Consider the following 26,366-nt stretch of genomic DNA (forward strand, 5'->3'; position numbering starts at 1 on the left):
TGGGACCAATATTCAAAATGTGTGGAATATCATCTTACAGAAGTATAAATTTATTCTGCGTAAAATTCAAAGGCCGATGGAAGCTAGTGGGTTCACTGCGGACGGACATGGTTTCGTCAGCTAGCGTAAGCCGCCGTGTTTCTTGTTGAAGAAAGGACCGTAACCCATTCCTCAACAAGAGGCCTGAAAGGTTTAGAAGCCGAACATGTGATCGAGGGAGAAGCCGCCTTCCCCGTTTTCAAGGCCATGGTACCCGAACAGGCGGCATGTGAGATCGCGGATCAGGATATATCCACCGACACCGGCTCGCTCCAGGTGGGCGCTCTCAAAAAGTTCATGGGGACGAACCATGTAGGAGCCTGATGGCTGGATGCGGATACCCGTCTCGGCCACCAGGGTGCCGTCAGCGGCATGAAGCAGCAGAACCGTTTCGGATTCATCCGTCCCCTCAATTGAGGCGGGATGAATCAGGCAACAGAAACTACGCAGATGATCATGCCCAAGCTTCAGGAAGAGACGCGTTGTCAGGCCCGGCGGTGGACCGGAGTAGGATTGCGGCTCGGAACGCCATGTCATGAGCGTGTTAAAGATGTGCGCTCCAAAGCTGGTTTCTGCCGCATGATCGGTCTCTCGGTTGCGATAGCGCATGAGCGCATGAAGCCAGCCGTCAGCTTCCCCTCCGTCTCGGAAGTCATATACCAGATCTGCATGCCCTGGCCGGTCTGTCAGGTCATGCAAGGCGATGGCTGTTGAGTGGCTGCGCGGAAGATTTCCAAGGAAGTGGGAGCCTACCGGCTGTCCGGCATCATCGAAAATATCCAGCCGCACAGGAAGCGTTTCCAGTGCCTCGGACATGGGGTTGGGTTGGATAAAGCTTTCAAATTTTGCAGGGTCCAGAATGGGAAAAGGCAGCAGAAAGCCTCGGCCTAGCGATGGTGCAAAATTTCTGATGGCTGGGTCCGGGCGAATATTGTCCCGCTCGATATTCAGGTGTGCAATGCGTGTGCGTCCACGCTGCGTTATTTCATAGCGCGGGCGAACCAGATGACGTCCTGCGCGCATTTCGAGCTGGGCAGGCCATGCGAGTTCGGGAAAGATTTTTCCAACATCGACCGCGATGGTCTCAAACGGGCCGATCGCCCGATCAACGCCACGATGTTCTTCCACGCCCATGGGGTTAAAGGTAATGCCTCCCGCCGGGATCGTGGTGGCATGGCTGTTCTGGACCCAGACGGTAAGGGTCTCATCTGCTTCCGGAGCCGGTAGCGTGGCATAACGGACAGATGGCCAGGCATTGGCGTCATGCGTGACGGACAGGCTTGGGTCACCGTTTCTGCCCCAGACATCCAGCGCGTACTTGACGACGTCATGCCCGCGCGCACCGATCACATGAATGAAAAGCTGCCCCATAAACGGCGGCAGGCTGAAACGTTCACGGATTTGGGCGCTATCGATTGTGATGCCTGCGCCAGACTGGGAAACGGGCTGCTCCCATTGGGCGATGACCTGCCCGGACTTGTCATAAAGACGTAGCCAGTAACGCAGATCCTGCGAGCCATAATTGGACCAGTAGTTGGCCGTTACGATCCGTGTGGAGAACTGATCGTCATCCCGGAAAAAAGCAAAATTTGTCGCGAAATTGAGCTTGTCGAGATAGGGGCGACCACGGACGATCATATCATTGGGCAGGCGTGCCGGGGCAAGTGTGTACAATGTACGCCCGTTCAGAAGCTTGCCCAGACGACCGCGCATCTTCGCGTCATCGAACGAGAGCGCCAGAATAATACTTGCTTCAGTGTCGGGCAGTTCCAAAAGGGCTTGCTTCACCCCACCAAGGCCGTCGGGTTGGCCAACCTGCTCGGTATCATGAACCAGCACGACAGAAGGTTTTAGACCCGGATAAAGGGCAACCAGTGTTCGGACGGTGTTTTCGGGGTCGTAAATGACGATTGTCTGCCCGGCGAAAGCCTTCTCCATGCGCGTCAGCGCCTCGGCTGCTAGCGGGTGGGCCAGCGCCTTGTAGAGCACGTTTCCACCCTGTGGACCGAAAGTGCGGATATCGAGCATAGAGGGCCCTTTCAGAGCTTCAGTCGTCGGCGCATTTCTCTCGCCACAGTGGGGGTGTCGTCAAGCGGCTGAACAGACCATGATGTCAAGGTCGGGTTGAATATGCGGACGCGCCCTGCTTCCTCAAGGGTTTGCACAAACCTGCCAATGCGCGCTGACTTGCCCGGAAGCGGAAGAACCATCACCGGTGCAGTCGTAGCGGCAGCTTCAGAAATCATGGAAACACTGTCTGTAGTCACGGCAATCATATCTGCGCAGGCGAGCATCCCGAAATAAGGATTGTTATCTCCCTGCCCTTCAAGAATGCGGATACCGGCTGGAACAAGCTTTTCCTTCAGCACGGCAAGAGCTGCTGGGTCCGTTCGGCGTGAGGGGGTCAGGACAGCCTGCATTCCATTCCGGTTCACGAAAGCGATCAGTCCTTCTGCCATTTTGACTGCTTCTGCCGCCCCAAGAGAAAAGCGCCCGTTTGTGCCGCCAACCAGAATGGCGAGCAAAGGCCGCTCGTCACGTTTCAGACGATCAGCCCATAAGGCACGGGCATAATCCAGCTTCTGGGGCGTGACGGGGTGCAATGCATTGCGAGAGATCAAAACATTCGGGCCATTAATGCCGTCGTGACTGTTGGCAACAATAAGATTAAATTTTGTGAGGTCAGTTCGGGGATTCTGAATCTGCACCACGGGCAACCCTTCCCGTTTGGCAACTGCTGCCCCTGCAATGCCTCCCGTTCCACCAATACTGATGATCAGTTTTGTATCAGGCGCTATGGTGATGGGGGCAATGCGCTTTAAAGGAGACGGCCAGTATCGGGCCGGAATATGGTTCCAGGGTTTGCGGATCAGAACGGGTTGAAAGTCCCAGTCCATTCCTGCTTTCTCCGCGAGACCGGCACCTTGCGCACGCATCCCGGCGAAGTCTTCGGCGATGATCGTGGCCTTCATGGTTGGACTCCGAAAAAAGACGCTATTTCCCGAAACGGAAGAAATTTGGCAAGAAGCGGATATGACGATGCCTGAAACACCTTCCATTTCCAATTCTGACGGTTTTGCCGAGTTTGGACTGATCCCCCCTCTTCTGGCCACGCTGGAGCAGGTTGGGCACAAACGCCCGAGCGCGATCCAGTCTCAGGCCATCCCGCCGCTTCTGGCCGGGCGCGATGTGCTTGTCGCATCCCAGACAGGAAGTGGCAAAACTGCTGCTTTCGTGCTCCCCATGCTGCAGAAGCTGAATGAAGGGGAAGCTGCGCCGGGTCCGCGCGCTTTAATTCTTGAACCTACACGGGAGCTGGCCGCGCAGACTGCGGCGGTCTGCCGTCAGTTAGGGCGTCGCCTGTCTTTGAAAACGCGTGTGATCTGTGGCGGAACACCACGTGATCAGCAACTGCGCACGATCCGCGATGGCGTCGACATTATTGTGGCCACGCATGGACGACTGCTGGACCTGGTGATGCAGGGTGAACTGCTTCTGGAGTATTTGACCTACCTCGTGCTGGATGAGGCTGATCGCCTTCTGGATGAAGACTTCTCCGAAAGCATGACGGCGCTGACACCCTATTTCCCCGATGTGCCGCCTCAAACCGTTTTCTGCTCTGCTACGTTGCCGGAGCCGGTCATGGCTCTGGCCAAGCGTGTAACGCGTGATCCGGTTCGCGTGGATGTTGCTGCGGAAACTTTCACGCCTAAGAAAATACGCCAGCGCGCGATGTTTGTGGAAAAAGACGACAAGCCTGAAACTGTTGCACGTATTCTGGAGAGGTTTCCGGGCCGCAGCATGGTCTTCGCCCGCACTAAGGTGAATGTCGATCTGATGGCGAAGGTGCTTCGCCGTCATGACATCAGGGCGGAAACCCTGCACGGTGATCGGACACAGGGCGCACGAAACAAGGCTTTGGACCTGTTTAGACAGGGTCGCGTGCCTGTGTTGGTGACCACGGATATCGCCTCACGCGGGTTGGATATCTCCGATGTTGATCTTGTCATCAACATGGACATGCCGGAAACGCCTGAATCCTATGTTCACCGCATTGGCCGGACGGCTCGTGCCGGCAAGAAGGGCGCTGCGTTCTCTCTCATCAACAGTGATGAGCGTCTGTTCCTGCGCGATATTGAAAAGCACATTGGCTATCGCATTCGTATCGCAACAGAAGACGCACTCGACACTTAAGGGAGATAGCGGTCGAGAATATTTCTCCCCAGTTCCTGCCAGGCCAGTGTGCTGTCAGGAACTGGAAGGATTGGTGGTGGGTTTTTCAGAAGGCTGGTGATTGCCTCTGCGATAGCCGCTGGCTCCGGCTCACACATTACCGCCTGTGAATTGTTAGCGAATTGCTCCGTGAGGCCACCCACATTCGTCGCGACGATATAACGCCCCCCTGCTGCGGCCATTGCGCCTACGCCACTTTGAGAGGCTTCCCGATAGGGAAGCAGCAATACGTCTGCCCAGCCAATCAGCTGTGACAGCTCATTTTCTGGAACCCACCGATTTTCGACCTGAACTCCGTTGATTTTCTGAAGTTCGGCAAGTTCAGGGCTATCGGGTCCCTGCCCGATAACGCGACATTCGATAGGAATATCAACCTGCGGAAGTGCCGCAGCCAACAGGTCCAGTCCTTTATAGGGCAGAAGACGTCCAAACATCAGAAGCTTGGGTTTCCCCTGATGGCTGAAAGGCGGAGCGGCGTTCGTCCCGATAAATGGTGGATGGGAAAGCGAGAGGATCCTTTTTCCCTGACACGATGCATCGCCTGACAGTGTTTTGGCGACGTGCTGGCTAAAGGTGACCAGACTGGATGACTGCCTGATCAGAATGCGTTGAAGAAACATCTGTAACGGGTAACCGTCTCCCGGGTGGGCACGGGCATCGTGAATGATCGTGATGACCGGTACCCCGGCCCTCCGCAGAGCATGCGCCATGAGAACATCAAGCGGCCCTGGCATTGCACAGATGGCGATATCGGGCCTGTTGCTCAGAATGGCCATGATAAGACGTGTGATAATCACCGGTGCCTGCAGGAATTTGCAGAACAACCCGAACGCAGAGCGATACGTCCTGAATGTCAGGACATTCGCAGGAGCGTGATGGCTATGAAGGATTTCCGCTTGGTCTGAAAGCGAGAGCTGAACACTGGTTCGGGGAAGTGCACCAAGCCCATTGGCAAGGTCCACTGCGATTCGCGGCCCCGCACCCCGTTTCCCCCACTGCCAGACAAAAACTTTCCTGGCTTTCACCCCTGAACTCCTGACGCCTGTACCGCTTGCAGAAGGCTCTGTCCGTTCAGTCGATCCTCCACACGCTTCATGGCGGCATTTCCCAGGCGTTCCCGAAGAGCGGGATTATCAGCGGCTTCTTGTAATGCCTGTGCTGCGGATTGAACGTCAGGGTTGGCCCAGCTGGTTTGCGGCATGTCGAGAATCCCCCGTGGATCCCGGGCGGGAGAGAGACTGTAAGCGACAGGAAGCCCGCATGAAGTATCCATGAACTCCGCCGTTGCAGACCAGTCCGTGGCGACAACGCAGCACCCCAGCGCCATGGCTTCCGCCACAACCAGTCCGAACCCTTCGCTCCTGTGAAGGGAAAGAACGATATCAGCGCAAGCCATGAGCGCCAGCGTGTCTTCGCTGCTGTAATGCGCTGTATCGAGACGAATATTAGGAGCCCCGCCGATCGCGGCCTGAATGGCGGCCATATCGTCTGGGTAGTTCTCTGTATGGCCAATCTTCAGCAGTAAAATCCGGTCAGGACGGATGCCGAACGCCTCACGAAAGGCCCGAATGGTATCGATGGGATTCTTCCGAACCATGCTGGACGCAAGATTGAACGAAACAAGAACAATGAGGGCATCATCTGGCAGGTTGAATGCCGCCCGGTCTTTCTGAGAGGGTTTTTGACCCGCGAGCCCAACAGGGTGTTCCACCACGCGAACCGGGATTTTGAGGGGCGCGAGCGCATCTGCGGTAAAGCGGGACGGCACCCAGATTTCATGGACATGTCGTCGGGCGTATGTCCATGGCTTTGGAATGATGGGCAATTCCCATGCCCAATAGCCGATCACTTTCCGGCCGTTCCGAAGAGAGCGCGGCATTCTGAGAAGGACAGAGGGGAGCATTGGCGCATTGACGTGAATGACAAGAGGTGCGCCTGCCCCGACTGCATCCCCTTCAAGTTGCCGGGTGTCTATATCCCAGGTCGCACAGGGAATGTTCAGCTTGCGCAGAGCCTTCACCATCAGACGAGCCCCTTCGCCCAATCCTGAACTGCGGCTCAGTTCTCCAGCCACAATAATGCCGGAAGCACGGGATGGATAAGTCTTGCTGATGCTGGGCGCGACGAGGGCTGTTGCCCATGCAAAGAAGCGTCGTCTCGGTTCCTGAGGCAGTTTTTGCCAGATCCTGTGAGCTACAGAAAGATCAGGGTGGCTCACGGCATGTCCTTCAAGGCGTGTTTCGTAAGGAGAAAAATCTGTTTCAGTTTAAAATCAGCTGCCGTCACGCCTGCTTCTTTACAACATGTTTCCTGCCTTGAGCATCCGCATCATAAAGCCGTTACAAGCTCTATGGCGACTGGCCAGGAACGTGCTTACACTACAATCCATGACCGATCCACGCACCATTCCTCCCCGGGTAGAGACGATTCTTGCGGCATTGGTCTCGTTTGATACGACCAGCCGCCATTCAAATCTTTCGATTATCGAGTGGATCGAAGGCTATCTGGCTGCCCATGATGTCGCTTTTACCCGGTATCCGGGTGGAGATGACGGGAAGTGGAACCTGCATGCCGTTATCGGTCCAGAAAAAGCTGGGGGAATGGCATTCGCCGGGCATGTGGATTGTGTTCCGGTTGACGGTCAGGACTGGTCGTCTGATCCTTTTGTTCTCCGGGAAGAGAACGGCCGCCTCTATGGGCGTGGCGCAGCAGACATGAAGGGCTACGTCGCCTGCATGTTGGCCGCAGTGCCCGATTTCAAGGCTATGGATCTCCCTAAGCCCATCCATCTGCTTTTTACCTGCGACGAAGAAATTACCTGTGATGGGGCACGACACCTGATCGAGGACATAAAGCAGGCGCACTTGCTTCCTGCCCTTTGCATGGTGGGAGAGCCTACCATGATGACGCCGGTGATCGCTCATAAAGGGCGTTTCGCTGTTCGCGTCCGGCTGGTTGGAAAGCCTGGGCATTCGTCCCTGCCTCAAGGCGGAAAAAATGCCTTGCATGCCATGGGGCGAGCCATCGCCATTTGTGCTGATGAAGCTGACCGGCTTTCAATCGAGGGGCGTCGTGTTGACGGGTTTGTGCCGCCTTATACAACGATGCAGGTTGGCCTCGCATCTGGTGGTAGTATCCTCAATATCATTCCTGAGCAGGCCGAATTCGACGTTGAATGGCGGAATGTTCCCGGTGATGAGGGATCCGTAGAGTTTGAGAAGTTACGTGAGGCCCTCTCTCCGCTGGATGAAAGTCTGAGAGAAGATAACCCCGGTGGAGGCATCAGCTACCTGCTGTTGGTGGACCTGCCTCCCCTTGCCTTGGCCGCTGACCATCTCCTCACAGAACTGACGTGTCAGATCACTGGCAGCAACACGACGGGAAAAGTGTCTTATGGAACCGAGGCTGGGATCTACCAGCGTGGTGCCATGGAGAGTATTGTCTGTGGGCCGGGAGATATTGCTCAGGCTCATCGTCCGGACGAGTTTATTGCGAAGGAACAGCTTGAACGCTGTGAAACAGTCATTCGGGATTTTGCACGGAGAGTAAGCGGGGCAGCATGAGTTGCAAGGCAGGACAGAGGCACCATCCGATCCGGCTTCGTCAGCCGCGCCTGACTGAAGACCTGCCCGGAAGCGGCCGTCCGCCTTTTCCACTGACCGTTTGTCTTGATCCACCAGATCTTTCGGCCTGGAGTACTCCCGCATCTGGAGTTCCCGGTGTCATGGTTTTTGACTCCGGCCAAAATGGCCCGGATGTCGTGATTACCGGCATGGTGCATGGGAATGAATATGCTGGTGGCCATGCCCTGGAGAGACTGCGATGTACTGCGCCTGTTCCTGCAATAGGACGGGTGACGCTGATTCTTGCCAATCTGAAGGCTTTCGATCGCTTTGATCGCTCCGCTCCGATGGCTTCGCGCTACAAGGATGAGGATCTCAACCGACTTTGGCATCCATCACGTCTGAACAGTGATGAACAATCTAATGAACTGGAACGCGCGCGAGAGCTTCGCCCGTTCATCGAGCGTGCGGATCTGTTGCTGGACCTTCACTCGACACTCTGGCCATCCAATCCGCTTTTCATTGTCCCGCCCAGGCGGCGGTCCAGTGATCTCGCCTGCGCCTTAGCCTCAGAAGCTGGATTACCGACGCTGGTCCTGACAGATCTTGGGCATCACGGAGGTTCTCGCCTGATTGAACATGCGCGCTTTATGGCCGTCGGCGGTACCGGGCGATCCTGTCTGCTGGAAGCCGGGCTACATTGGGAGCCGCAGACTGTTGATGTCATGGAGAAAGTCAGCCGTCGTTTTCTGGCTGAAGCCCTGAATGTGCATCTACAGGGGGTGGCTCAGGATAAAACGCAGCCAGTGAGGCTTGCGGTGGTGACGGATAATGTCACGGCAAAAAGTGCCGAGTTTAGCTTTGTTGAGCCTTGGGTTGGAAACACCTGTATTCCAAGAGCAGGAACGGTGATTGCCCGGGACGGCCACGACGCTATCTGCACACCATACGATGACTGTCTGCTCATCGTGCCCAACCTGCGCCCCAAGCAGGGGCAGCTTGCGGTGCGTCTGGCCAGACGCACCGCAGTGCACCTTAACTCTTAGGCAGAAGCGCGATCATAGATCGGGAAGCGACGGCAGAGCGCCTTCACTTCTTCATGGACACGGTTGGTCGTGTCATTGACGTCGCCCTCTTCCAGAGCTGCCGTCAGAACTTCGTCCATCATGCGGGCAATGGTGCGGAATTCTTCTTCGCCGAAACCACGTGCCGTTGCAGCCGGGCTGCCCAGACGAATGCCAGACGTGACGAACGGCTTTTCCGGATCGAACGGAATGGCGTTCTTGTTTGCTGTGATGCCAGCGCGTTCCAGAATTTCTTCTGCAAGCTTGCCCGTCACCTTCTTGGGGCGAAGATCGACCAGCACCAGATGGCTGTCCGTGCCACCCGTCACGATGTCGAAGCCACGTAGCTGAAGTTCATCCGCCAGCGCCTTCGCATTGGCTACAACGCGCTTCTGGTAGTCACGGAAGTCATCCTTCAGGGCCTCACCGAAAGCAACGGCCTTGCCCGCGATGACATGCATCAGCGGACCACCCTGAAGGCCTGGGAAGACCGCAGAATTGATCTTCTTGGCGAGCTCAGCGCTGTTCGTCAGAATGATGCCACCACGCGGGCCACGTAGCGTCTTGTGAGTCGTGGATGTCACGATGTCAGCATACGGGAGTGGGCTTGGATATAGGCCAGCGGCAACCAGACCGGCAAAATGCGCCATGTCCACCATCAGATAAGCGCCGACTTCGTCAGCAATCTTCCGGAAACGCGGGAAGTCGATCACGCGCGGATAGGCGGAGCTGCCTGCAACGATGATCTTCGGCTTATGCTCACGAGCCAGCTCTTCCATCTGATCGTAGTCGATCAGACCGTCCTGCGCGCGCACACCATACTGAACGGCGTTGAACCACTTGCCGGAGTAGTTCGGAGCCGCACCGTGGGTCAGATGTCCGCCAGCCGCGAGGCTTAGACCCAGAATGGTGTCGCCTGGCTTTGCCATTGCCATGAAGGCTGCCTGATTGGCATTGGCGCCGGAATGCGGCTGCACGTTTGCAAATTCTGCGCCGAACAGCTTCTTAAGGCGCTCGATAGCAAGGGTTTCAACGCGGTCCACGTCAACGCAGCCACCATAGTAGCGCTTGCCCGGAAGGCCTTCAGCGTACTTGTTGGTCAGAACAGAGCCCTGCGCTTCCATCACGGCAAAAGATGCCATGTTCTCGGACGCGATCAGCTCGATACCATCCTGCTGACGGGTCAGTTCGTCATTCAGGATTGCGGCAACTTCGGCATCAGCCTCTTTCAGAGGCGCGTGGAAAAAAGGATTCAGCGTGGACTGGCTGGCGTGTTCCGACATCGTGGTCCATTCTCCAGGGTGAGTTCGCCCCGTCACTACCGCAGAATGCGCGCGTCGGCAAAAACAATCCGTGTTTCCAACGAGGATCTTTCATGACCAATCCGCTCTGGCGGACCAAGCCTGTGTCTTCCGCTGCGTCTGACAATACAGGCCTGAAACGTGTTCTTGGCCCCTGGCACCTGATTGCACTCGGCGTCGGTGTGACCATCGGTGCCGGCCTGTTCTCCCTGACAGGCGTTGCAGCAGGCCAGAACGCAGGCCCTGCCGTCACGCTGTCCTATCTTATCGCCGCCCTCGCCTGTGGATTTGCCGGCCTCTGTTACGGCGAACTGGCTGGGATGATCCCGTCAGGCGGGTCAGCGTATTCCTATGCCTATGCGTCCATGGGTGAGTTGATCGCCTGGATCATCGGCTGGGATCTTGTGCTGGAATATACCGTGGGAGCGGCCGCTGTGGCCTCGAGCTGGTCGGGCTATGTATCCTCCCTGCTCTCAGGCTGGGGCATTACGATTGATCCGCGGCTTCTAGCGACACCCATGACACCCGTGACACTGGCGGATGGGTCAGTGGTCAGTGCCTGGTTCAATTTTCCGGCGGTTCTGGCTATCTGGGTCGTGACTGCTTTGTTGATGCGTGGTGTCAGCCAGTCTGCCGCAGTGAATAACGTCATCGTGGTGATAAAGCTGGCGGTGATCGCTCTGGTGCTGGTGTTCTGCATCCCGCATATCAAGCTGGCCAATTATCATCCGTATATTCCGCCGAATGACGGCACCTTTGGGCATTTCGGCTTCTCGGGCGTGATGCGGGCCGCTGGGATGGCATTCTTTGCCTATCTGGGATTCGATATCGTCTCCACAACCGCGCAGGACAGCAAAAACCCGGCCCGGGATATTCCGGTCGGCATTATCGGAAGCCTGCTGATCTGTGGTGTTGTTTATGCAGTGTTCTCTGCGGTTCTGACGGGCGTTGTGAACTATAAAGTCATGGCGAATGATCCAAGCCCGGTTGCAACAGCGATTGATGCTGCTGGTGCCCCCTGGCTCGCCAGTCTCGTTAAACTGGGGATTACAGTAGGATACGTTTCTGTCCTGTTTGGGCTTCTTCTAGGTCAGGCGCGTGTATTTCTGGCCATGTCGCATGACGGGCTGCTTCCGAAAGTCTTCGCGAAGCTGAACACGCGCACGCATACACCCTGGACGTCCCACCTTTGCTTTGCCGCCCTGACAAGTGTTCTGACTGCAGTGCTGCCGATTGGTGAGTTGGGCAACATGACCTCCATCGGAACCCTGCTTGCGTTCATCATTGTCTGCGTCGGCGTTCCACTCTTAAGGATGAAGGAGCCTCAGGCCCCGCGCCTTTTCCGTGTGCCCGGTGGGCCGATTATTCCGGTTCTGGGCGTGTTGTCCTGCGGTGCGGTCATGGTGTCTCTGGATATGCTGACCTGGGTTCGGCTGGTGGTATGGCTCGTGATCGGGCTGGCGATCTATTTCTGTTACGGAGTACGTCACAGCCTGCTTTCCAGATAGAAAATATAGGAGCATGATTGGGGGCATGACGAACGCATCATTCCCCCTCTTCCGCCCGCGGCGTAATCGCCACGATGCCTTTACACGTCGGCTGGTTCAGGAAAATCGACTGCACGTCGATGACCTGATCTGGCCGATTTTCGTTTGTGAAGGCGAAAACCAGCGCCAGAAAGTGTCCTCCATGCCCGGTGTTGAGCGCGTCAGCCTCGACAATCTGGTGGAGCATGTCCGTCCGGCTGTTGAGCTTGGCATACCGGCGGTTGCCATCTTCCCGATCACGCCCGTCGAACTGCGTGATGCAACCGGCACTGAAGCCCTGAACCCGGACAATCTGATGTGTCGCGCCTCCCGCGTCATCAAGGAAGCCTTTCCGGAGCTTGGTGTCATTGGTGACGTGGCGCTCGATCCCTACACGGATCATGGCCATGACGGTGTTATCAAGGACGGTCGTATCCTCAACGACGAGTCTGTCGAGATCCTGCGCCAGCAGGCCCTCAATCAGGCCCGTGCTGGAAACGACATTATTGCGCCGTCTGACATGATGGATGGTCGTGTGCAGGCGATCCGCGAAACACTTGATGCCAACGGCTTCGAGACCGTCCGCATCATGGCCTATACCGCGAAATACGCTTCTGCCTTCTACGGCCCGTTCCGTGATGCGCTGGGATCAGGTGGTCTTCTGACGGGCGACAAGAAAACCTATCAGATGGACCCGGCCAATTCGGACGAAGCTCTTCGTGAAGTCGAGCAGGATATTCGTGAAGGTGCGGACATGATCATGGTCAAGCCGGGAATGCCGTATCTGGATATTATCCGTCGTATCCGTGACCGTTTCGCTGTGCCGACCTTCGCTTATCAGGTGTCCGGTGAGTATGCGATGCTGGCAGGTGCCATCCAGAATGGCTGGCTTGAGCGGGATCGGACCATTATGGAGAGCCTGATTGCTTTCAAGCGGGCTGGCTGTAATGGAATTCTGACGTATTTTGCGATTGATGCAGCCCGTCTTATGAAAGAAGACCGCTGATTAATCGCCGCGCACGAGGCGTTCAGGCTTATTACGGAGGCCTGAACGCAGAAGAAATCGCAAGGCGCCATATGGTGGAGGCAGGGCTGGAAATTCTGGCTCAAAGGCTCAGAACGCCATATGGCGAAATCGATCTTCTGGTTGCGGATGAAGACTGGGTTATCGCTGTCGAGGTAAAAAGCCGTTCCACACTCAGGGATAGCGTGGAAGCTCTTCAGCCGCGTCAGGCTGCGCGGCTGATGGCAGCCTTTGAGTATGTCCTTGCGACCAGACCAGACTGGTCACGCCCGAACACGCGTTTTGACGTTATTGCTGTCAATCGTGAGGGGCAGGCGCGACGCATCGTGGATGCGCTACGCCTTACATAATATCAGGTGCGACGGCTGCGAACGTGGCGATGAGCTGTTGTTGCGGCAGCTGCGTGCGGGCGGTAAGCCACGTTACGGATCACAGCGTGATGTCCGCTCCACGCCATTGAGTGGCTTGCGGAGTGGCGAGCAAAGTGAACAACCGGGCGGTGGTAAACCGGTGTTGCTGTCAGCGCATCAAATGTCAGCTTGCTGGCTTCGTAATCAGTGATGGCTGCACGGGCATGAGCCTTTCCGGCTCCCATGCATAGTCCAACGCCCATAATGCCGAGAGCAATTCGGCCAGCCCACTGTCGCGCCATTGATGTGTTTCCATCCCTGTTTTGATGGAACTACCGTATGACGTAATCAGAGGGTTCGACAACCCCGATGGGGAAAGTTTTAGAAAAAATCAAGGTCTTGCCACTTTTGGACACATCATGGCTGAATTGTGGCGTCTGCAAGCCTTGAAAAAGGTTGAATTCCGGCCGTTTCAGCGGCCGGAATTAACGAAATCAGGCATTCGCCGTAGCGATTCCTTTTTCGGTCAGCAGAGTCTCAAGTTCACCGCTCTGGTACATGTCCGTCACGATGTCGCAGCCGCCAACGAACTCACCTTTGACGTAGAGCTGCGGCACGGTCGGCCACTGTGAGAAATCCTTGATGCCCTGACGAAGCTCAGCGCTTTCAAGAATGTTGCAGGTCTCGAACGGCACGCCAAGGTGGTTCAGGATCTGCACAACGCGCGCAGAGAAGCCGCACTGTGGGAAGAGTTTGTCACCCTTCATGAACAGCATCACCGGGTTTGCGTCGATCAGGTTCTGGATATGCTGGAACACGGTCTCAGACATTGGTTTTTCCTTTTGTCGGCATCAGGGAGAAGCAACGCCCTCCCTGGCTGTCAGCAGTCACTTCAGAAGGGAATGATTCCCCCTGAGTTCAAGGGGTCAGGGTTTTGAGAGCCATCGCATGCAGCTCAGTACCCATGCGGGTTCCGAAAGCATCATAAACCAGTTTGTGCTGGCGTACACGAGAAAGCCCTTCGAATGCCGTGCTGACCACGGTGCAGGCGTAGTGATCCCCGTCCCCGGCCAGATCCTGAATTGTGATCTGGGCATCGGGAATAGCGGCCAGGATGGTCCGTTCGATTTCGGATGCTGTCATCGGCATATGTCAGGCGTCCTCACCCATGAATTTCGGGAAGAATGCTGCGTTGATGTCGCGCAGTCTGCTGGCTTTTAGTGCAATACCATCCGCAAGCTTCAGTTCCTTGCCGCCGGAATGACCCAGCTTGCGGGCGGGGACATGAGCTTTTTCGGCTGCGGCAAGGAGGGCTTGAGCGCTTTTGGTCGCCACAACATAGCATGCCTGATCTTCACCGAACCAGAAAGCATGCAGTGGAATGTTAGATGGGGGTGCATTCAACACGCATCCAACATCTCCAGCCATGACCATCTCAGCCAGTGTCACGAGAAGACCGCCATCTGCAATATCGTGGCAGGCCGTGACCGACCCGGCTTCAATCTGTCCGCGCACAAAGTCACCGTTCCGGCGCTCTGCAACAAGATCAACATGAGGTGGAGCACCGTCTTCGCGATGGCAAATTTCACGGAGCCACAGGGACTGTCCGAGTTCCCCACGGATTTCGCCGATCAGAACCAGATCATGATCTGTAGGCATGGACAGTCCGATGGACCGCGAAGCATCTGCCAGAACACCCAGAGCGCCGATCGCTGGTGTCGGGAGAATAGCCTGGGCCAGACCTGATGGTGAACGTGTCTCGTTATACAATGAGACGTTGCCACTCACGACTGGGAAATCCAGCGCACGGCACGCCTCACCCATGCCTTTGATGGCTTGAGCAAACTGAGCCATGATTTCCGGACGTTCCGGATTGCCGAAATTCAGGTTGTCCGTCACGGCCAAAGGCTTCGCACCTGTTGCCGTAATGTTGCGCCATGCTTCGGCAACAGCCTGTGCTGCTCCGGTTTTCGGGTCAGCCTGACAGTAACGCGGGGTACAGTCCGTCGTCAGGGCGAGACCTAGACGCGTTCCTTCCACCCGCACAATGGCAGCATCTGCTGCACCTGGGCGACGCGCGGTATTGCCGCCGACCGATGCATCGTACTGGTTCCAGATCCATGCGCGGGACGCCAGATCCGGGCAGCCGATTAATGTCAGCAGAGCATGCTCAATTCCTACCGGGTCAGCAGGTGGCTGGATGTGCCGTGGGGCTTCCAGCGGAACAGTCGGGCGATTGTAGATCGGAGCTTCATCGGCCAGCGGTGCCAGCGGAATATCTGCTTCGACCTGTCCGTTGTGTTTGATCGTGATGCGGCCACTATCCGTCAGTTGCCCGACGATCGCGAAATCCAGTTCCCATTTTTCAAAGATGGCCCGGGCCTGCTCGGTGCTTTCAGGCTTGAGAACCATGAGCATACGCTCCTGGCTTTCAGACAGCATCATTTCGTAGGCTGACATGCCGGGTTCGCGCTGCGGGACGGAATCAAGGTCAAGCTCAATACCGACGCCACCCTTGCCTGCCATTTCAACAGCAGAAGACGTCAGGCCAGCCGCACCCATGTCCTGAATGGCGACGATCGCATCGGTGGCCATCAGTTCAAGGCACGCCTCGATCAGAAGCTTCTCGATGAACGGGTCACCCACCTGAACGGTTGGACGCTTGGAGGCGGCCTCATCGTCGAACTCGGCGGAGGACATGGTAGCGCCATGAATACCGTCTCGACCGGTTTTGGAGCCAACATAAACAACCGGATTTCCAATGCCTGCAGCAGCAGAAAGGAAAATCTTGTCCTGCTTGGCGACACCGACCGTCATCGCATTGACGAGCGGATTGCCGTCATAGGCCTTGTGGAAGTTGACTTCCCCGCCGACCGTCGGAACGCCGACGCAGTTGCCGTATCCACCTACGCCGCGAACAACACCATCGACGATACGGCGCGTTCCCGGGTTCTTTGGGTCACCGAAGCGCAGGGCATTCAGGTTGGCGACCGGACGCGCGCCCATGGTGAACACGTCACGCAGGATACCGCCCACGCCTGTCGCTGCGCCCTGATAAGGCTCGATGAAGGACGGATGGTTGTGGCTTTCCATCTTGAAGACGGCAGCCAGACCTTCGCCGATATCAACAACACCCGCGTTTTCGCCCGGCCCATGAATGACCCATGGAGCCTTGGTTGGCAGCGTTTTGAGATGGATGCGGGAGGATTTGTAAGAACAGTGCTCGGACCACATGACCGAGAAAATGCCAAGTTCTGTAAAGCTGGGCGTGCGGCCCATGATGCTCAGGAGCTTGTCATATTCCGCAGGTGTCAGGCCGAAAGACTGGGCCAGTTTGGCGTCGATTGTAACACTCATCCGACGAGAGCCTCCACCAGGCCTTTGAAGAGCGGCACGCCATCAGTCGCGCCGATTTCTGGGTCAGTCAGGTTTTCAGGATGCGGCATTAGGCCACACACACGGCCATTTTCACTCAGGATACCAGCGATCGAGCGAGCGCTGCCGTTGGGATTGGAGTGGCGATTGCTGTCTGAGACCTGTCCATCAGCAGCACAATAGCGGAATGCAACCCGGCCCTCTCCTTCGAGACGCTCAAGCGTTTCAGGTGAGGCTGTGTAGTTGCCGTCACCATGCGCAAGCGGTGCACGGAAAATGTCGCCGCTCTTCCATCCTTGCGTGAATGCCGACGTGGCATTTTCAACTTTCAGGTGGCAGTCCTGCGACAGAAAGCGCAGGCCAGCGTTGCGAAGCAGTGCGCCTGGCAGAAGATGCGTTTCCGTCAGGATCTGAAAGCCGTTACAGACACCGAGAACATGGCCACCCTTCTCAGCGAAAGCTTTGACTTCGCGCATGATCGGAGAATGAGCAGCCATGGCACCACTGCGCAGATAATCCCCGAAGCTGAAACCCCCTGGCAGAACCACGAGATCCAGATCACCAAGGGATGTGTCCCGGTGCCAGATCATCTTCGGGGTCTGGCCGGAAACCAGCTTCAGGGCGTGCACCATGTCGCGCTCCCGGTTCGTGCCAGGAAATACGACGATACCTGCCTTCATTTCTGAGCCTCCGGAGCCGTATGGCAGGGGTAAGCATCATGCAGGGCGCGGTAAACGGCCTTGCCGCCTGACTGCGTCAACGCATCATTATGAGCGTGCAGCCAGGAAATCAGCTTGCCGCGGACCTGCGTTGTCGTTTCGCTGACCGGAACACAAAACGCGACAGGCGCGCCAGCGTCATCGGCGTAACTGTCATATTTCTTGGACCAGACTTCGCTGTCCATGACGCCTGCGAGATACGCGTCACAGAGAGCGGTAGACTTGCTGGCTGAACACATATTGCCCAGAGCTTTTCCGGAGACCTTGGAAACGCGCTGTGCATGAGCGGGAGCCGCGGCTACGGTCACGAGACCGGCAGCCAGAAGAGCAGCGGAGAAGAACTTCATGCCGCCACCTCGACGCTGAAATCTTCAATGACTTCGTTAGCCAGAAGAGCGCGGGCCATGGCCTCACCCTCCGCAAGAGCTGCAGCATTTTCCTGCGCGGCAACGTCCAGTTCGATCACGCGATTGACCCGGACTTCACCAACACCTTTGAAACCCAGAGACTCAAGAGCGTGGCCGACGGCTTTGCCCTGCGGGTCAAGAACACCATCTTTCAGAGAAACGAAAACGCGGATTTTCATTATACTGCCTCCGGACCCTTGAGGTCTCCATTACTGGCTTCGGGCAGGATCCCGAGACGCCGTGCAACTTCCTGATAAGCTTCTTCGACGCGGCCCATGTCCCTGCGGAACCGGTCCTTGTCCATTTTCTCGCTGGTTTTGCTGTCCCACAGGCGGCAGTTATCGGGAGAGATTTCGTCAGCGACGATAATCCGCATCTCCTCGCCTTCCCAGAGACGGCCGAATTCCAGCTTGAAATCAATGAGGGTGATGCCAACGCCCATGAAGATGCCCATCAGGAAATCATTGGTCCTGAGAGCCAGCGTATTCATGTCGTCCAGGTCCTGTGGTGAGGCCCAGTCGAACGCGGCAATATGCTCTTCAGAGACCATCGGGTCCCCGAGAGTATCGTTTTTGTAGTAATATTCGATGATCGTGCGCGGCAGACGGGTCCCTTCAGGGATGCCAAGGCGCTTGGCGATCGAGCCCGCCGCAACATTGCGGACCACCACTTCGAGCGGAATGATCTCGACTTCGCGGATCAGCTGCTCACGCATGTTGAGACGGCGAATGAAGTGCGTTGGGATGTTGATGTCGTGCAACTTCATCATCAGGTATTCGCTGATGCGGTTGTTCAGAACACCCTTCCCTGTGATCACGCCACTTTTGGCGCCGTTTCCGGCGGTGGCGTCATCCTTGAAATACTGCACGAGCGTTCCGGGCTCGGGCCCTTCGAAAAGAACCTTGGCTTTGCCTTCATAGAGCTGGCGGCGGCGGGCCATGAGCAATCCTTACTGCGTTGCGCCGTCCCGTTTGTCTGGGATGCGGAAACGGCTGGTCCAGCGACGGTTTTTCGGTTCCATAGCATTGCGGAACCGGAACCGCGAGAGTGCGGGAAAACTATTCCCGCCCCCGTTTGTCCAGATTAACCGAAAATGCGGTTAAAGATGCGATCAACCTGGCTGAGATGCTGCGCCGGATCGAAGGCCCGGTCCAGAACTTCCGCACTGACGCGGCCGGCAACTTCCGGATCTGCTTCAAGATTCTCGCGGAACGTGCGGAAGTCAGGGTGGCCCAGCTTCGTCCATGTCTCCATGGCGTTGCGCTGGACGATCCGGTAGGCGTCTTCGCGGGAAATGCCGGCGCGGGCCAGAACCAGCAGCACTTCACCCGAATGGACAACGCCACCAAGGCTTTCCATGTTGGCGATCATCTGGTCCGGATAGACCATCAGCTTCTCCATCATGCCAGCCAGACGCATCAGAGCGAAATCAAGCCCGATCGTGGCGTCAGGGCAGATGTTCCGCTCCACGGCCGAGTGGCTGATGTCACGTTCGTGCCAGAGGGCAACGTTTTCCAGTGCAGGCGTAACATGGGAGCGAATCAGGCGGGCAAGGCCTGTCAGATTTTCGGACAGCACCGGATTCCGCTTGTGCGGCATCGCGGAGCTGCCCTTCTGGCCCTTGTGGAAGAACTCTTCCGCTTCGCGCACTTCCGAACGCTGCAAGTGGCGAACTTCAACAGCCAGACGTTCAATACCGCTGGCAATCACGCCCAGGGTGCAGAAAAAGGCTGCGTGACGGTCGCGAGGGATAACCTGCGTGGAGACGCTTTCGGCAACAAGTCCCAGCTTGTCGGCAACGTATTCTTCAACGGCCGGGTCAATATGGGCATAAGTGCCGACCGCACCGGAAATGGCACAGACAGCGATTTCTTTGCGGGCCTGAAGCAGACGCTCTTTGTTGCGCGCGAATTCTGCATAATGGCCAGCCAGTTTCAGGCCGAAGCTGGTCGGTTCCGCATGAATGGCGTGGCTGCGGCCGATCGTCACGGTCAGCTTGTGCTCGTATGCGCGCGTCTTGAGAGCAGCGAGAACGCGCTCCAGATCTTCAAGAAGAAGGTCGGAAGCCTGTGTCAGCTGAACGGACAGGCATGTGTCCAGCACATCCGAAGACGTCATGCCGAGATGAACGAAACGGCTGTCCGGGCCAACTTTTTCTGCCAGCCATGTCAGGAACGCAATCACGTCATGGCGCGTTTCCGCCTCGATCTCGTCAATCCGGGCCAGGTCAGCGTCGGAGAATGCAGCCATTGCGGCATCCCCCTTTTCGCGGATCGTTTTGGCTGATTCGGCAGGGATTGCGCCCTGTTCCGCCATGGCTTCACAGGCCAGTGCTTCAATTTCGAACCAGATACGGTAACGGTTGGCGGGCGACCAGATTGCGGTCATCTGGGGGCGGCTATAACGCGGAACCATGAGAACTCCGGAGGCGAGTGGGGCTTTACGGAGGCTGCTTAGACCAAATACGAGGATATTGCACGGACCCCTTTTGGAAGAATGACAACCTTGCTCCCTGATACTTTCGTTCACGGCCTGTTTGCGCTGGCACAGGTCACCCTCATTGATATCACGCTCGCGGGAGACAACGCAGTTGTCATCGGGATGGCGGTTCGTAGCCTTCAGGGGCGACAGAGGCGTCTGGCCATTCTGATCGGCACGGCGTTTGCGGCCGTCCTGCGAATTGGACTGGCACTGGTTGCAGCCCGTCTTCTGGCTATTGTGGGCCTGACGCTTGCAGGCGGTTGTCTGCTCCTCTGGGTCTGCTGGAAAATGTATCGGGAACTCCGGCACAGTGATACGGACGTGGAGGTTGACGCCCCTTCCCGTCTTGGGCCTGCCATTCTCAAGATTGTCATTGCCGATCTTTCCATGAGTCTGGACAATGTCCTTGCTGTCGCAGGTGCTGCTGTTGGTCATCCATGGATTCTCATGGGCGGCCTTGCATTCTCTGTGTTGCTGATGGGCGTTGCCGCGTCGTTCATTGCCGGGCTTCTGGCCCGTTACAGCTGGATCGCATGGTGTGGTCTGTTTGTCGTTCTGGGTGTGGCGATAGAGCTCATCATCCGCGGCGGAGGAGAAATCTGGCATCATGTTGTGCTGCCGAACTGATCGACCACTTCTGCTGGCTGCTGCCCTGTTTCTTGGGGCGGCAGCTCCTTTGCCCTCTACACCCTCGGTTCAGGACCGATTGGCTCAGTGGCTCTCGCTTGTTGCGCCTTCAGCCACAGACCGACCTGCAGACGACTATGCTGCCTTTCTTCTGCAGACCCCGGTCTGGCCGCAGCGCGCCAAAATTCTGTGGCGATATCAGAATGCCCTTACGCATACATCTGATCCTGAAGCTTTAAACCGTCTCTGCCCGTCTCTTCCCCTGACACTCGTCTCGGCGTTCCTGAACTGTCAGGATCATCTCCCCAGTGCAGTGAATGAAGCGCGTAGGCTTTGGGTCTCTGGTGCGGGAACCGCTCAGGAAGAAGGTGCTCTTTTAACGAGATATGCCACTGTCTTCAGTGCGGATTATCAGTGGCAGCGTTATGCGACTCTCGAAGCCAAGGGGCAGCTTTCAGCCGCTGGACGTCAAATCTCTCGCCTGCCGCCCGAGCGTCAGGCTCTTGCACGCGCGAGACTCGCTGAACGATCCGTCTCCCCGGATGCCGACAGCGCATTTGATGCTCTATCTCCTGCTGAGCGTGCAGATCCCATTTTAATCCGCTATCGCTTGCGGGCTCTTCGGCGCGGAGACCGCCTGGATGACGCTTTGGCGCTCTGGAATGATGCAGGTTCACGTCTGCAAGCTGCGGCTCCTTCTCATGAATGGTCCAGTGAAAGAGCAAGTCTCGCTCGCGCCCTACTCCTCGCAGATCGTGTGCAGGACGCTTATGCCCTGTCGCAGGACACAACACTGCCGCTCACCGAAATCGACCGTCAGGAAGCGCAAAATCTCTCGGGCTTTATTGCTCTTCGGCTCTTGAATACTCCCGACCAAGCGGAGGAGTTTTTCAAGCCGCTCCAGCAGACTTCCTCACTCGCGATGCAGGCTCGAGGCTGGTACTGGACCGCGCGCGCCCGCCAGGCCGCAGGGCATTCAGGAGACGCGCAGAACGCATTTGAGCATGCGACACGTTTTCCCACGACGTTCCATGGCCAGCTTGCTCAGGCGGCTCTTTCCGGGGAGCAGTCTTTTATTTTGGCGGGGGCGACGTCTCAGGAGTTCGATAGTGCGCTCCAGCAAAGCTTGCACTCTCTTCCATCGGTGGCATCAGGAGACTTGCAGCGACAGGATCTCGTCGAGGCTGCCACCGACCTGATGCAGTCAGGAGATCAGGAACACGCTAAAGACTTCCTTTTGCTTCTTCTGATCGCTAATCCGACGCCGCAAGGTCAGAAAGCTGTGGCAGACCTTGGCTCACGCCTTAATGTTCCTGCCGCTGAAGTCTTTGCCGCTCATGCCTTGTCACGAAAAGGCGTTGCCCTTTATCCGCAGGGTTTTCCTAATCCATGGCCGGAAGCATCGACTGTCCCAGATGGTTTGCTTCCAGCCGTCATCAGGCAGGAAAGCGGGTTCGATTCTGCCGCCATCAGTGGGGCTCATGCCATAGGACTGCTTCAGATCTTACCCGGGGCTGCGACGGATGTTGTGCGACGGGCCCATCTGGGGGGCATGAATGTCTCCGCAGCGGCCCTGCTGGATCCTCAAACCAATCTGACCGTCGGGAATGCTTACGTATCCCAGTTGCTCGCGCGCTTTAATAACGTCATTCCCTATGCCTTGGCTGCTTATAATGCTGGGCCGCATCGGGTGGATCTGTGGCTCAAAGCAAATCCACCTGCCGATCCTTTATCTGAAGATGGCGTTCTCGATTGGATCGAGCGTCTCCCTTATCGGGAAACGCGAATGTACATCGAAAATATCGAAGCTAACATGATGGTTTATCGAGTGAGTGCTTCCAATGTCGGAAACTGATTTTCGATCACTTTGTGAACAAGTGCTCGCGCATCTGGCGGCAAGAAACCTTCGCCTTGTGACTGTGGAAAGTTGCACGGGCGGGATGATCTGCGCGGCCCTTACCGATATTGCAGGGTCGTCCAGCGTGATTGAAGGCGGCCTTGTGACCTATTCCAACGCCCTGAAAAGCAGCGCTGCTGGCGTTTCTGCAGACACTCTTGCTCGATACGGCGCAGTCAGTGAAGAGACGGCACGAGCCATGGCGGAGGGCGCATTGTGGCATGCTGCGGATGCGACAGTAGCGGTTTCTGTCACGGGAATAGCTGGACCAGACGGCGGAAGTGCTGAGAAACCTGTGGGAACTGTTTGCTTCGGGCTGGCTGTTTTTCCCGGAAAGGCAATTTCAGAACGACATTTTTTTTCGGGAGATCGAGCTGCAGTCAGAAATGCTACGGTGAGACATGCTCTTGAAATGATCCTGAGGGCCTGAACAAAAAAAGCCCCCACCGATCTGGTGAGGGCCTTTATGGCAAATTGTGCCAACTGACGATTTACTGACCGTCAGTCGGGGCCGTTGCTGGCATTGTTGATGCCGCTGGCGGTACGGTCGGGACCGGCGCCGTAGGAACAACCGCAGACGTCGGTGCCGTTGCAACCGGAAGTGGAGCCGCTGGAGCCTGTGCCTGAACTGGCGTCTGAGCCTGCTGGAGAGAGCGGGCGTTCAGAGCATCTGTTGCAGACGCTTCATCAGACTTCTGCATGTGCGAAGCCGATTTTTTGCCATGGTAATGTCCATGGTGTTCGGCCATAGCCGGGGAAGCAGCAGCAATCAAAGCCGAGAAGGCAAATGCGCCGAAGGTAAATTTCTTCATTGCGTAATCCTTTCATGACACCATTCGGTGCTTGGGGCTCAAAACGCCACATGCGCCAAATGGTTCATGACGTATTACGAATTCTTTCCTGTGCTCAGGAAAGTCCCGGCTGCGGAGTACGGGTTTGTGGCGTCTGTACGCCATAGATATCACGAGCCCGCTTGATGAAGGCTGAGACCATCAGACGAACGCCTTCATTGAACACAACACCCATCGCATTCTGAAGCAGACGAGACCGGAACTCAAAGTCCACAAAGAAATCCACCAGGCAACCACGAGGGTCAGGTGTGAATGTCCAGACGTTGTTCAGATACCGGAAAGGCCCTTTCTCATAGCGGACGCGGATACGCGAAGGGCATTCCAAGGTCACACGGCTCGTAAAGGTTTCACGGAACGGACCGAACCCGATTGTCAGGTCAGCTACCAGTTCATGCTCCGTCTTGGATTTGATAGTCGCTTTGACGCACCATGGCAGAAACTGCGGATATCTCTCCACATCTGCGACCAGATCAAAAAGTTGCTCCGGCGTGTAGGCAATCAACCGTTGCTCGGCATGTGTCGGCATCAGGGACTTTCTTTCAGACGGCTGTTTCGCGCAGCCTGCAGCTTCGCGAAGTCACTGTCCGCATGATAGGAGGATCGTGTCAGAGGGCTTGCACTGACCTGGAGAAATCCTTTGGAACGGGCAGCCGCAGCATAGCCGTCAAATTCTTCCGGGGTAACAAACTTTTCGACCGATGCATGCTTTACGCTCGGCTGAAGGTACTGTCCCAACGTCAGAAAATCGACGTCAGCGACCCTGAAATCATCCATGACCTGCCATACTTCCATCTTCTCCTCACCAAGGCCAAGCATCAGGCCGGACTTGGTGAAAATGGATGGATCAAGCCTCTTCACACCGTCCAGCAGACGCAGGGACTGATAGTATCGCGCACCCGGACGAATAGTGGGATAGAGACGTGGCACAGTCTCGATATTGTGATTGAAAACGTCCGGTCTGGCTTCCACGACAACCTCAAGAGCGCCTGGCTTCCTCAGGAAGTCAGGAGTCAGGATTTCGATTGTCGTGCTCGCTGAAGCCGTGCGGATGGCTTTGATCACATTGGCAAAATGACGTGCTCCGCCATCGGCGAGATCATCACGGTCCACCGATGTAATCACAACGTGCTTGAGGCCGAGCTTTGCTACAGCTTCTGCCACCCTGCGAGGTTCGTCCTCGTCCAACGCCTTGGGCAAGCCGGTTGTGACGTTGCAGAACGCGCAGGCGCGCGTGCAGATCTCTCCCATGATCATCATGGTGGCATGACGCTGAGACCAGCACTCCCCGATATTCGGGCAAGCAGCCTCTTCGCACACCGTAACCAGATTCGCTTCCCGCATCAGAGCTCGCGTCTCGTGATAGACGGGATGATTGGGCGCCTTGACCCTGATCCAGGACGGTTTGCGCTGGATCGGGTTATCGGGGCGATGCGCCTTCTCCGGATGACGGGGAGAAGGCGCTGACCGATGATCAATGGTGATGCGCTGGGACATGATGCTCAGATATGGAGCGGGCCATCGAAGGCCGCCAGAGTCGCTTCATGCATCGTCTCGGAGATTGTCGGATGCGGGAAAACCGTCTCGATCAGTTCTGCTTCCGTCAGCTCACTCGTCCGGGCAATAACATAACCCTGGATCATCTCCGTGACTTCAGCACCGATCATATGAGCACCAAGAAGCTCTCCGGTGGTCGCGTCAAACACGGTTTTGACCATGCCTTCCGTCTCACCCATCGCTACGGCCTTGCCATTCGCCATGAACGGGAAGCGACCGACGCGGACCTTATGACCAGAGGCAATAGCCTTCTCTTCGCTCAGACCTACCGAAGCAATCTGAGGGCGAGAGTAGGTGCAGCCCGGAATGTTCAACGCATGAAGAGGCTGCGGCGAACGACCGGCAATCTTCTCGACGCAGAGAATACCTTCATGGCTTGCTTTGTGAGCTAGCCACGGAGCGCCTGCAACGTCACCGATCGCATAGATGCCCGGCTCTGCCGTGCGGCAGAAGCCGTCCGTGATGATATGAGTGCGATCGACCTGGACTTTGGTGCCTTCCAGTCCAAGATCTTCAACGTTCCCGACAATGCCGACAGCGCAGATTACGCGATCTACCGTCACATCAATCGTGCCAGACGCACTTTCAATCGTGGTGGAGACCTCGTTTTCGCCCTTCTGCAGCGCTCCAACCTTTGCACCGGTGATGATTTTCATCCCCTGCTTCTCAAAGGCCTTGCGGGCAGCTGCGCTGATTTCCGGATCCTCGGCAATCAGAATGCGATCCGCAACTTCAGCAATTGTGACTTCGCTACCCATGTTACGGTAGAAAGACGCGAACTCGATGCCAATAGCACCAGAGCCGATGACCAGAAGACGCTTCGGCAGTTCTGCCGGAGTCATGGCCTCACGCGCACCCCAGATTAACTTTCCGTCCGTCTCAAGACCTGGAAGCTGACGACCCCGCGCCCCTGTTGCCAGGATCACGTTGGGCGACTTGATGACTGCGACTTCAGCGCCGTCTTTGGTGATGGAAACCTTATGTGCTTCCCCTGCCCGTCCAGCCAGTTTTGCACGACCGTCAAAGGTCGTGACTTTGGCCTTCTTCAGCAGGTGAGCAATTCCGCCGCCCATACGGCGTGCAATGCCCCGGGACCGGGCGACAATCTTCGGAAGATCAAAAGAGACATTTTCGGCGGAGAAGCCGAACGTGTTCAGATCATGCAGAAGATGATGGATTTCCGAGGAGCGCAGGAGCGCCTTGGTGGGAATGCAGCCCCAGTTGAGACAGACGCCACCAAAATGCGTGCTCTCCACGATGGCAACGCTCATGCCAAGCTGGCTGGCTCGGAGTGCTGCAACGTAACCGCCAGGACCGCCACCAACAACGATCAGATCGAAAGTATCGGACATGGA

The 26,366-nt window shown here is 56.6% G+C and carries 27 protein-coding genes; 9 read left to right on the forward strand and 18 right to left on the reverse strand.

Annotated features, from left to right (window positions below):
• Positions 1-192: 192 nt before the first annotated feature.
• Together ABDK75_RS06630 and ABDK75_RS06635 are read right to left on the reverse strand one after the other, a co-directional pair.
• Positions 193-2,067 carry a hypothetical protein gene (locus ABDK75_RS06630; protein WP_346005291.1) on the reverse strand — a complete coding sequence of 625 codons (1,875 nt, stop codon included), beginning with the start codon at positions 2,065-2,067 and terminating at the stop codon, positions 193-195.
• 11 nt (positions 2,068-2,078) lie between these two features.
• On the reverse strand, positions 2,079-3,011 hold the full coding sequence (locus ABDK75_RS06635; protein WP_046901628.1) for a mitochondrial fission ELM1 family protein: 933 nt from the start codon (positions 3,009-3,011) through the stop codon (positions 2,079-2,081).
• Here ABDK75_RS06635 and ABDK75_RS06640 point away from each other — a divergent pair.
• Complete coding sequence (locus ABDK75_RS06640; RefSeq protein ID WP_211515190.1) at positions 2,995-4,233, forward strand: DEAD/DEAH box helicase; 1,239 nt, start codon at positions 2,995-2,997, stop codon at positions 4,231-4,233. The genes ABDK75_RS06635 and ABDK75_RS06640 overlap by 17 nt on opposite strands.
• On the opposite strand, the gene ABDK75_RS06645 is transcribed toward ABDK75_RS06640, so the two are convergent.
• Positions 4,230-5,297 (reverse strand): glycosyltransferase family 4 protein, encoded by a 1,068-nt coding sequence (locus tag ABDK75_RS06645; RefSeq protein ID WP_346005292.1) that lies wholly within the window; start codon positions 5,295-5,297, stop codon positions 4,230-4,232. The genes ABDK75_RS06640 and ABDK75_RS06645 overlap by 4 nt on opposite strands.
• Positions 5,294-6,490: a glycosyltransferase family 4 protein gene (locus ABDK75_RS06650; protein ID WP_346005293.1), complete on the reverse strand. Its 1,197-nt coding sequence runs from the start codon at positions 6,488-6,490 to the stop codon at positions 5,294-5,296. Before ABDK75_RS06650 ends, ABDK75_RS06645 begins: the two co-directional genes overlap by 4 nt.
• A 169-nt stretch (positions 6,491-6,659) precedes the next feature.
• On the opposite strand from ABDK75_RS06650, the gene argE reads away from it, so the two are divergent.
• On the forward strand, positions 6,660-7,835 hold the full coding sequence (gene argE / locus ABDK75_RS06655) for an acetylornithine deacetylase (protein ID WP_346005294.1): 1,176 nt from the start codon (positions 6,660-6,662) through the stop codon (positions 7,833-7,835).
• Complete coding sequence (locus tag ABDK75_RS06660; RefSeq protein ID WP_346005295.1) at positions 7,832-8,881, forward strand: succinylglutamate desuccinylase/aspartoacylase family protein; 1,050 nt, start codon at positions 7,832-7,834, stop codon at positions 8,879-8,881. The genes argE and ABDK75_RS06660 overlap by 4 nt, the downstream gene beginning before the upstream one ends.
• Here ABDK75_RS06660 and glyA read toward each other — a convergent pair.
• The gene (gene glyA / locus ABDK75_RS06665; RefSeq protein ID WP_046901634.1) at positions 8,878-10,182 is read right to left on the reverse strand and encodes a serine hydroxymethyltransferase; all 1,305 of its coding nucleotides are present in this window, start codon (positions 10,180-10,182) and stop codon (positions 8,878-8,880) included. The two genes, ABDK75_RS06660 and glyA, sit on opposite strands and share 4 nt — an antisense overlap.
• A gap of 92 nt (positions 10,183-10,274) precedes the next feature.
• Here glyA and ABDK75_RS06670 point away from each other — a divergent pair, with 92 nt between their 5' ends.
• Genes ABDK75_RS06670 through ABDK75_RS06680 form a run of 3 tightly spaced genes read left to right on the forward strand, consistent with a single transcriptional unit; the run spans position 10,275 to position 13,100 of the window.
• The gene (locus ABDK75_RS06670) at positions 10,275-11,708 is read left to right on the forward strand and encodes an APC family permease (RefSeq protein WP_211501214.1); all 1,434 of its coding nucleotides are present in this window, start codon (positions 10,275-10,277) and stop codon (positions 11,706-11,708) included.
• Positions 11,709-11,733: 25 nt separating this feature from the next.
• Complete coding sequence (gene hemB, locus ABDK75_RS06675; protein ID WP_064272956.1) at positions 11,734-12,732, forward strand: porphobilinogen synthase; 999 nt, start codon at positions 11,734-11,736, stop codon at positions 12,730-12,732.
• Positions 12,733-12,788: 56 nt separating this feature from the next.
• Positions 12,789-13,100, forward strand: a complete 312-nt coding sequence (locus ABDK75_RS06680; protein WP_346005832.1) for a YraN family protein — start codon at positions 12,789-12,791, stop codon at positions 13,098-13,100.
• A 2-nt stretch (positions 13,101-13,102) separates the two neighbouring features.
• Here ABDK75_RS06680 and ABDK75_RS06685 read toward each other — a convergent pair whose 3' ends face one another.
• The 9 genes from ABDK75_RS06685 to purB all read right to left on the reverse strand — a co-directional run bounded on the left by ABDK75_RS06685 (position 13,103) and on the right by purB (position 20,016).
• Positions 13,103-13,402 (reverse strand): hypothetical protein, encoded by a 300-nt coding sequence (locus tag ABDK75_RS06685; RefSeq protein ID WP_046901637.1) that lies wholly within the window; start codon positions 13,400-13,402, stop codon positions 13,103-13,105.
• Positions 13,403-13,594: 192 nt separating this feature from the next.
• Positions 13,595-13,930 (reverse strand): Grx4 family monothiol glutaredoxin, encoded by a 336-nt coding sequence (grxD, locus tag ABDK75_RS06690; protein ID WP_046901638.1) that lies wholly within the window; start codon positions 13,928-13,930, stop codon positions 13,595-13,597.
• Positions 13,931-14,018: 88 nt separating this feature from the next.
• Positions 14,019-14,249 (reverse strand): BolA family protein, encoded by a 231-nt coding sequence (locus ABDK75_RS06695; RefSeq protein WP_046901639.1) that lies wholly within the window; start codon positions 14,247-14,249, stop codon positions 14,019-14,021.
• Positions 14,250-14,252: 3 nt separating this feature from the next.
• Entirely contained in the window at positions 14,253-16,457 is a 2,205-nt protein-coding gene (purL, locus tag ABDK75_RS06700; RefSeq protein WP_346005297.1) for a phosphoribosylformylglycinamidine synthase subunit PurL, read from the reverse strand.
• Positions 16,454-17,155, reverse strand: a complete 702-nt coding sequence (purQ, locus tag ABDK75_RS06705) for a phosphoribosylformylglycinamidine synthase subunit PurQ (RefSeq protein WP_346005298.1) — start codon at positions 17,153-17,155, stop codon at positions 16,454-16,456. Before purQ ends, purL begins: the two co-directional genes overlap by 4 nt.
• Positions 17,152-17,541 (reverse strand): Rap1a/Tai family immunity protein, encoded by a 390-nt coding sequence (locus tag ABDK75_RS06710; protein ID WP_346005299.1) that lies wholly within the window; start codon positions 17,539-17,541, stop codon positions 17,152-17,154. Before ABDK75_RS06710 ends, purQ begins: the two co-directional genes overlap by 4 nt.
• Positions 17,538-17,780, reverse strand: a complete 243-nt coding sequence (purS, locus tag ABDK75_RS06715; protein WP_346005300.1) for a phosphoribosylformylglycinamidine synthase subunit PurS — start codon at positions 17,778-17,780, stop codon at positions 17,538-17,540. The genes ABDK75_RS06710 and purS overlap by 4 nt, the downstream gene beginning before the upstream one ends.
• Entirely contained in the window at positions 17,780-18,541 is a 762-nt protein-coding gene (gene purC / locus ABDK75_RS06720) for a phosphoribosylaminoimidazolesuccinocarboxamide synthase (RefSeq protein ID WP_046901644.1), read from the reverse strand. The genes purS and purC overlap by 1 nt, the downstream gene beginning before the upstream one ends.
• A 143-nt stretch (positions 18,542-18,684) precedes the next feature.
• Positions 18,685-20,016 carry an adenylosuccinate lyase gene (purB, locus tag ABDK75_RS06725; RefSeq protein ID WP_099212634.1) on the reverse strand — a complete coding sequence of 444 codons (1,332 nt, stop codon included), beginning with the start codon at positions 20,014-20,016 and terminating at the stop codon, positions 18,685-18,687.
• An 81-nt stretch (positions 20,017-20,097) separates the two neighbouring features.
• Here purB and ABDK75_RS06730 point away from each other — a divergent pair, with 81 nt between their 5' ends.
• From ABDK75_RS06730 to ABDK75_RS06740, 3 genes are read left to right on the forward strand one after another with little or no spacing between them, the layout of a single operon-like run.
• A complete protein-coding gene (locus tag ABDK75_RS06730; protein ID WP_064272890.1) occupies positions 20,098-20,709 on the forward strand; it encodes a YjbE family putative metal transport protein in 612 nt (203 codons plus the stop codon).
• Positions 20,690-22,564 (forward strand): lytic transglycosylase domain-containing protein, encoded by a 1,875-nt coding sequence (locus ABDK75_RS06735; protein WP_346005301.1) that lies wholly within the window; start codon positions 20,690-20,692, stop codon positions 22,562-22,564. Before ABDK75_RS06730 ends, ABDK75_RS06735 begins: the two co-directional genes overlap by 20 nt.
• Positions 22,551-23,036 carry a CinA family protein gene (locus ABDK75_RS06740; protein WP_099212637.1) on the forward strand — a complete coding sequence of 162 codons (486 nt, stop codon included), beginning with the start codon at positions 22,551-22,553 and terminating at the stop codon, positions 23,034-23,036. Before ABDK75_RS06735 ends, ABDK75_RS06740 begins: the two co-directional genes overlap by 14 nt.
• 61 nt (positions 23,037-23,097) lie before the next feature.
• Here ABDK75_RS06740 and ABDK75_RS06745 read toward each other — a convergent pair whose 3' ends face one another.
• The 4 genes from ABDK75_RS06745 to lpdA all read right to left on the reverse strand — a co-directional run bounded on the left by ABDK75_RS06745 (position 23,098) and on the right by lpdA (position 26,363).
• Complete coding sequence (locus ABDK75_RS06745; RefSeq protein WP_346005302.1) at positions 23,098-23,418, reverse strand: hypothetical protein; 321 nt, start codon at positions 23,416-23,418, stop codon at positions 23,098-23,100.
• A gap of 94 nt (positions 23,419-23,512) precedes the next feature.
• A complete protein-coding gene (locus ABDK75_RS06750) occupies positions 23,513-23,983 on the reverse strand; it encodes a type II toxin-antitoxin system RatA family toxin (RefSeq protein ID WP_046901650.1) in 471 nt (156 codons plus the stop codon).
• Entirely contained in the window at positions 23,983-24,951 is a 969-nt protein-coding gene (gene lipA / locus ABDK75_RS06755; RefSeq protein WP_086633185.1) for a lipoyl synthase, read from the reverse strand. Before lipA ends, ABDK75_RS06750 begins: the two co-directional genes overlap by 1 nt.
• Positions 24,952-24,956: 5 nt before the next feature.
• Positions 24,957-26,363 carry a dihydrolipoyl dehydrogenase gene (gene lpdA, locus ABDK75_RS06760; protein ID WP_346005304.1) on the reverse strand — a complete coding sequence of 469 codons (1,407 nt, stop codon included), beginning with the start codon at positions 26,361-26,363 and terminating at the stop codon, positions 24,957-24,959.
• Positions 26,364-26,366 lie beyond the last annotated feature (3 nt).

The organism is Gluconobacter sp. OJA (assembly GCF_039638325.1).
GTDB classification, from domain to species: Bacteria; Pseudomonadota; Alphaproteobacteria; order Acetobacterales; family Acetobacteraceae; genus Gluconobacter; species Gluconobacter cerinus.

Bases quoted from the DNA above. Each gene is read 5' to 3' on its own strand.
- ABDK75_RS06710 (WP_346005299.1), bottom strand. From the start codon at position 17,541: ATGAAGTTCTTCTCCGCTGCTCTTCTGGCTGCCGGTCTCGTGACCGTA.
- ABDK75_RS06740 (WP_099212637.1), top strand. From the start codon at position 22,551: ATGTCGGAAACTGATTTTCGATCACTTTGTGAACAAGTGCTCGCGCAT.
- ABDK75_RS06695 (WP_046901639.1), bottom strand. From the start codon at position 14,249: ATGCCGATGACAGCATCCGAAATCGAACGGACCATCCTGGCCGCTATT.
- argE (WP_346005294.1), top strand. From the start codon at position 6,660: ATGACCGATCCACGCACCATTCCTCCCCGGGTAGAGACGATTCTTGCG.
- ABDK75_RS06730 (WP_064272890.1), top strand. From the start codon at position 20,098: ATGACAACCTTGCTCCCTGATACTTTCGTTCACGGCCTGTTTGCGCTG.
- purL (WP_346005297.1), bottom strand. From the start codon at position 16,457: ATGAGTGTTACAATCGACGCCAAACTGGCCCAGTCTTTCGGCCTGACA.
- ABDK75_RS06635 (WP_046901628.1), bottom strand. From the start codon at position 3,011: ATGAAGGCCACGATCATCGCCGAAGACTTCGCCGGGATGCGTGCGCAA.
- hemB (WP_064272956.1), top strand. From the start codon at position 11,734: ATGACGAACGCATCATTCCCCCTCTTCCGCCCGCGGCGTAATCGCCAC.
- ABDK75_RS06685 (WP_046901637.1), bottom strand. From the start codon at position 13,402: ATGGCGCGACAGTGGGCTGGCCGAATTGCTCTCGGCATTATGGGCGTT.
- glyA (WP_046901634.1), bottom strand. From the start codon at position 10,182: ATGTCGGAACACGCCAGCCAGTCCACGCTGAATCCTTTTTTCCACGCG.
- ABDK75_RS06630 (WP_346005291.1), bottom strand. From the start codon at position 2,067: ATGCTCGATATCCGCACTTTCGGTCCACAGGGTGGAAACGTGCTCTAC.
- grxD (WP_046901638.1), bottom strand. From the start codon at position 13,930: ATGTCTGAGACCGTGTTCCAGCATATCCAGAACCTGATCGACGCAAAC.
- purS (WP_346005300.1), bottom strand. From the start codon at position 17,780: ATGAAAATCCGCGTTTTCGTTTCTCTGAAAGATGGTGTTCTTGACCCG.
- lipA (WP_086633185.1), bottom strand. From the start codon at position 24,951: ATGTCCCAGCGCATCACCATTGATCATCGGTCAGCGCCTTCTCCCCGT.
- ABDK75_RS06660 (WP_346005295.1), top strand. From the start codon at position 7,832: ATGAGTTGCAAGGCAGGACAGAGGCACCATCCGATCCGGCTTCGTCAG.
- purB (WP_099212634.1), bottom strand. From the start codon at position 20,016: ATGGTTCCGCGTTATAGCCGCCCCCAGATGACCGCAATCTGGTCGCCC.
- ABDK75_RS06735 (WP_346005301.1), top strand. From the start codon at position 20,690: ATGTTGTGCTGCCGAACTGATCGACCACTTCTGCTGGCTGCTGCCCTG.
- ABDK75_RS06750 (WP_046901650.1), bottom strand. From the start codon at position 23,983: ATGCCGACACATGCCGAGCAACGGTTGATTGCCTACACGCCGGAGCAA.
- ABDK75_RS06670 (WP_211501214.1), top strand. From the start codon at position 10,275: ATGACCAATCCGCTCTGGCGGACCAAGCCTGTGTCTTCCGCTGCGTCT.
- lpdA (WP_346005304.1), bottom strand. From the start codon at position 26,363: ATGTCCGATACTTTCGATCTGATCGTTGTTGGTGGCGGTCCTGGCGGT.
- purQ (WP_346005298.1), bottom strand. From the start codon at position 17,155: ATGAAGGCAGGTATCGTCGTATTTCCTGGCACGAACCGGGAGCGCGAC.
- purC (WP_046901644.1), bottom strand. From the start codon at position 18,541: ATGGCCCGCCGCCGCCAGCTCTATGAAGGCAAAGCCAAGGTTCTTTTC.
- ABDK75_RS06640 (WP_211515190.1), top strand. From the start codon at position 2,995: ATGATCGTGGCCTTCATGGTTGGACTCCGAAAAAAGACGCTATTTCCC.
- ABDK75_RS06745 (WP_346005302.1), bottom strand. From the start codon at position 23,418: ATGAAGAAATTTACCTTCGGCGCATTTGCCTTCTCGGCTTTGATTGCT.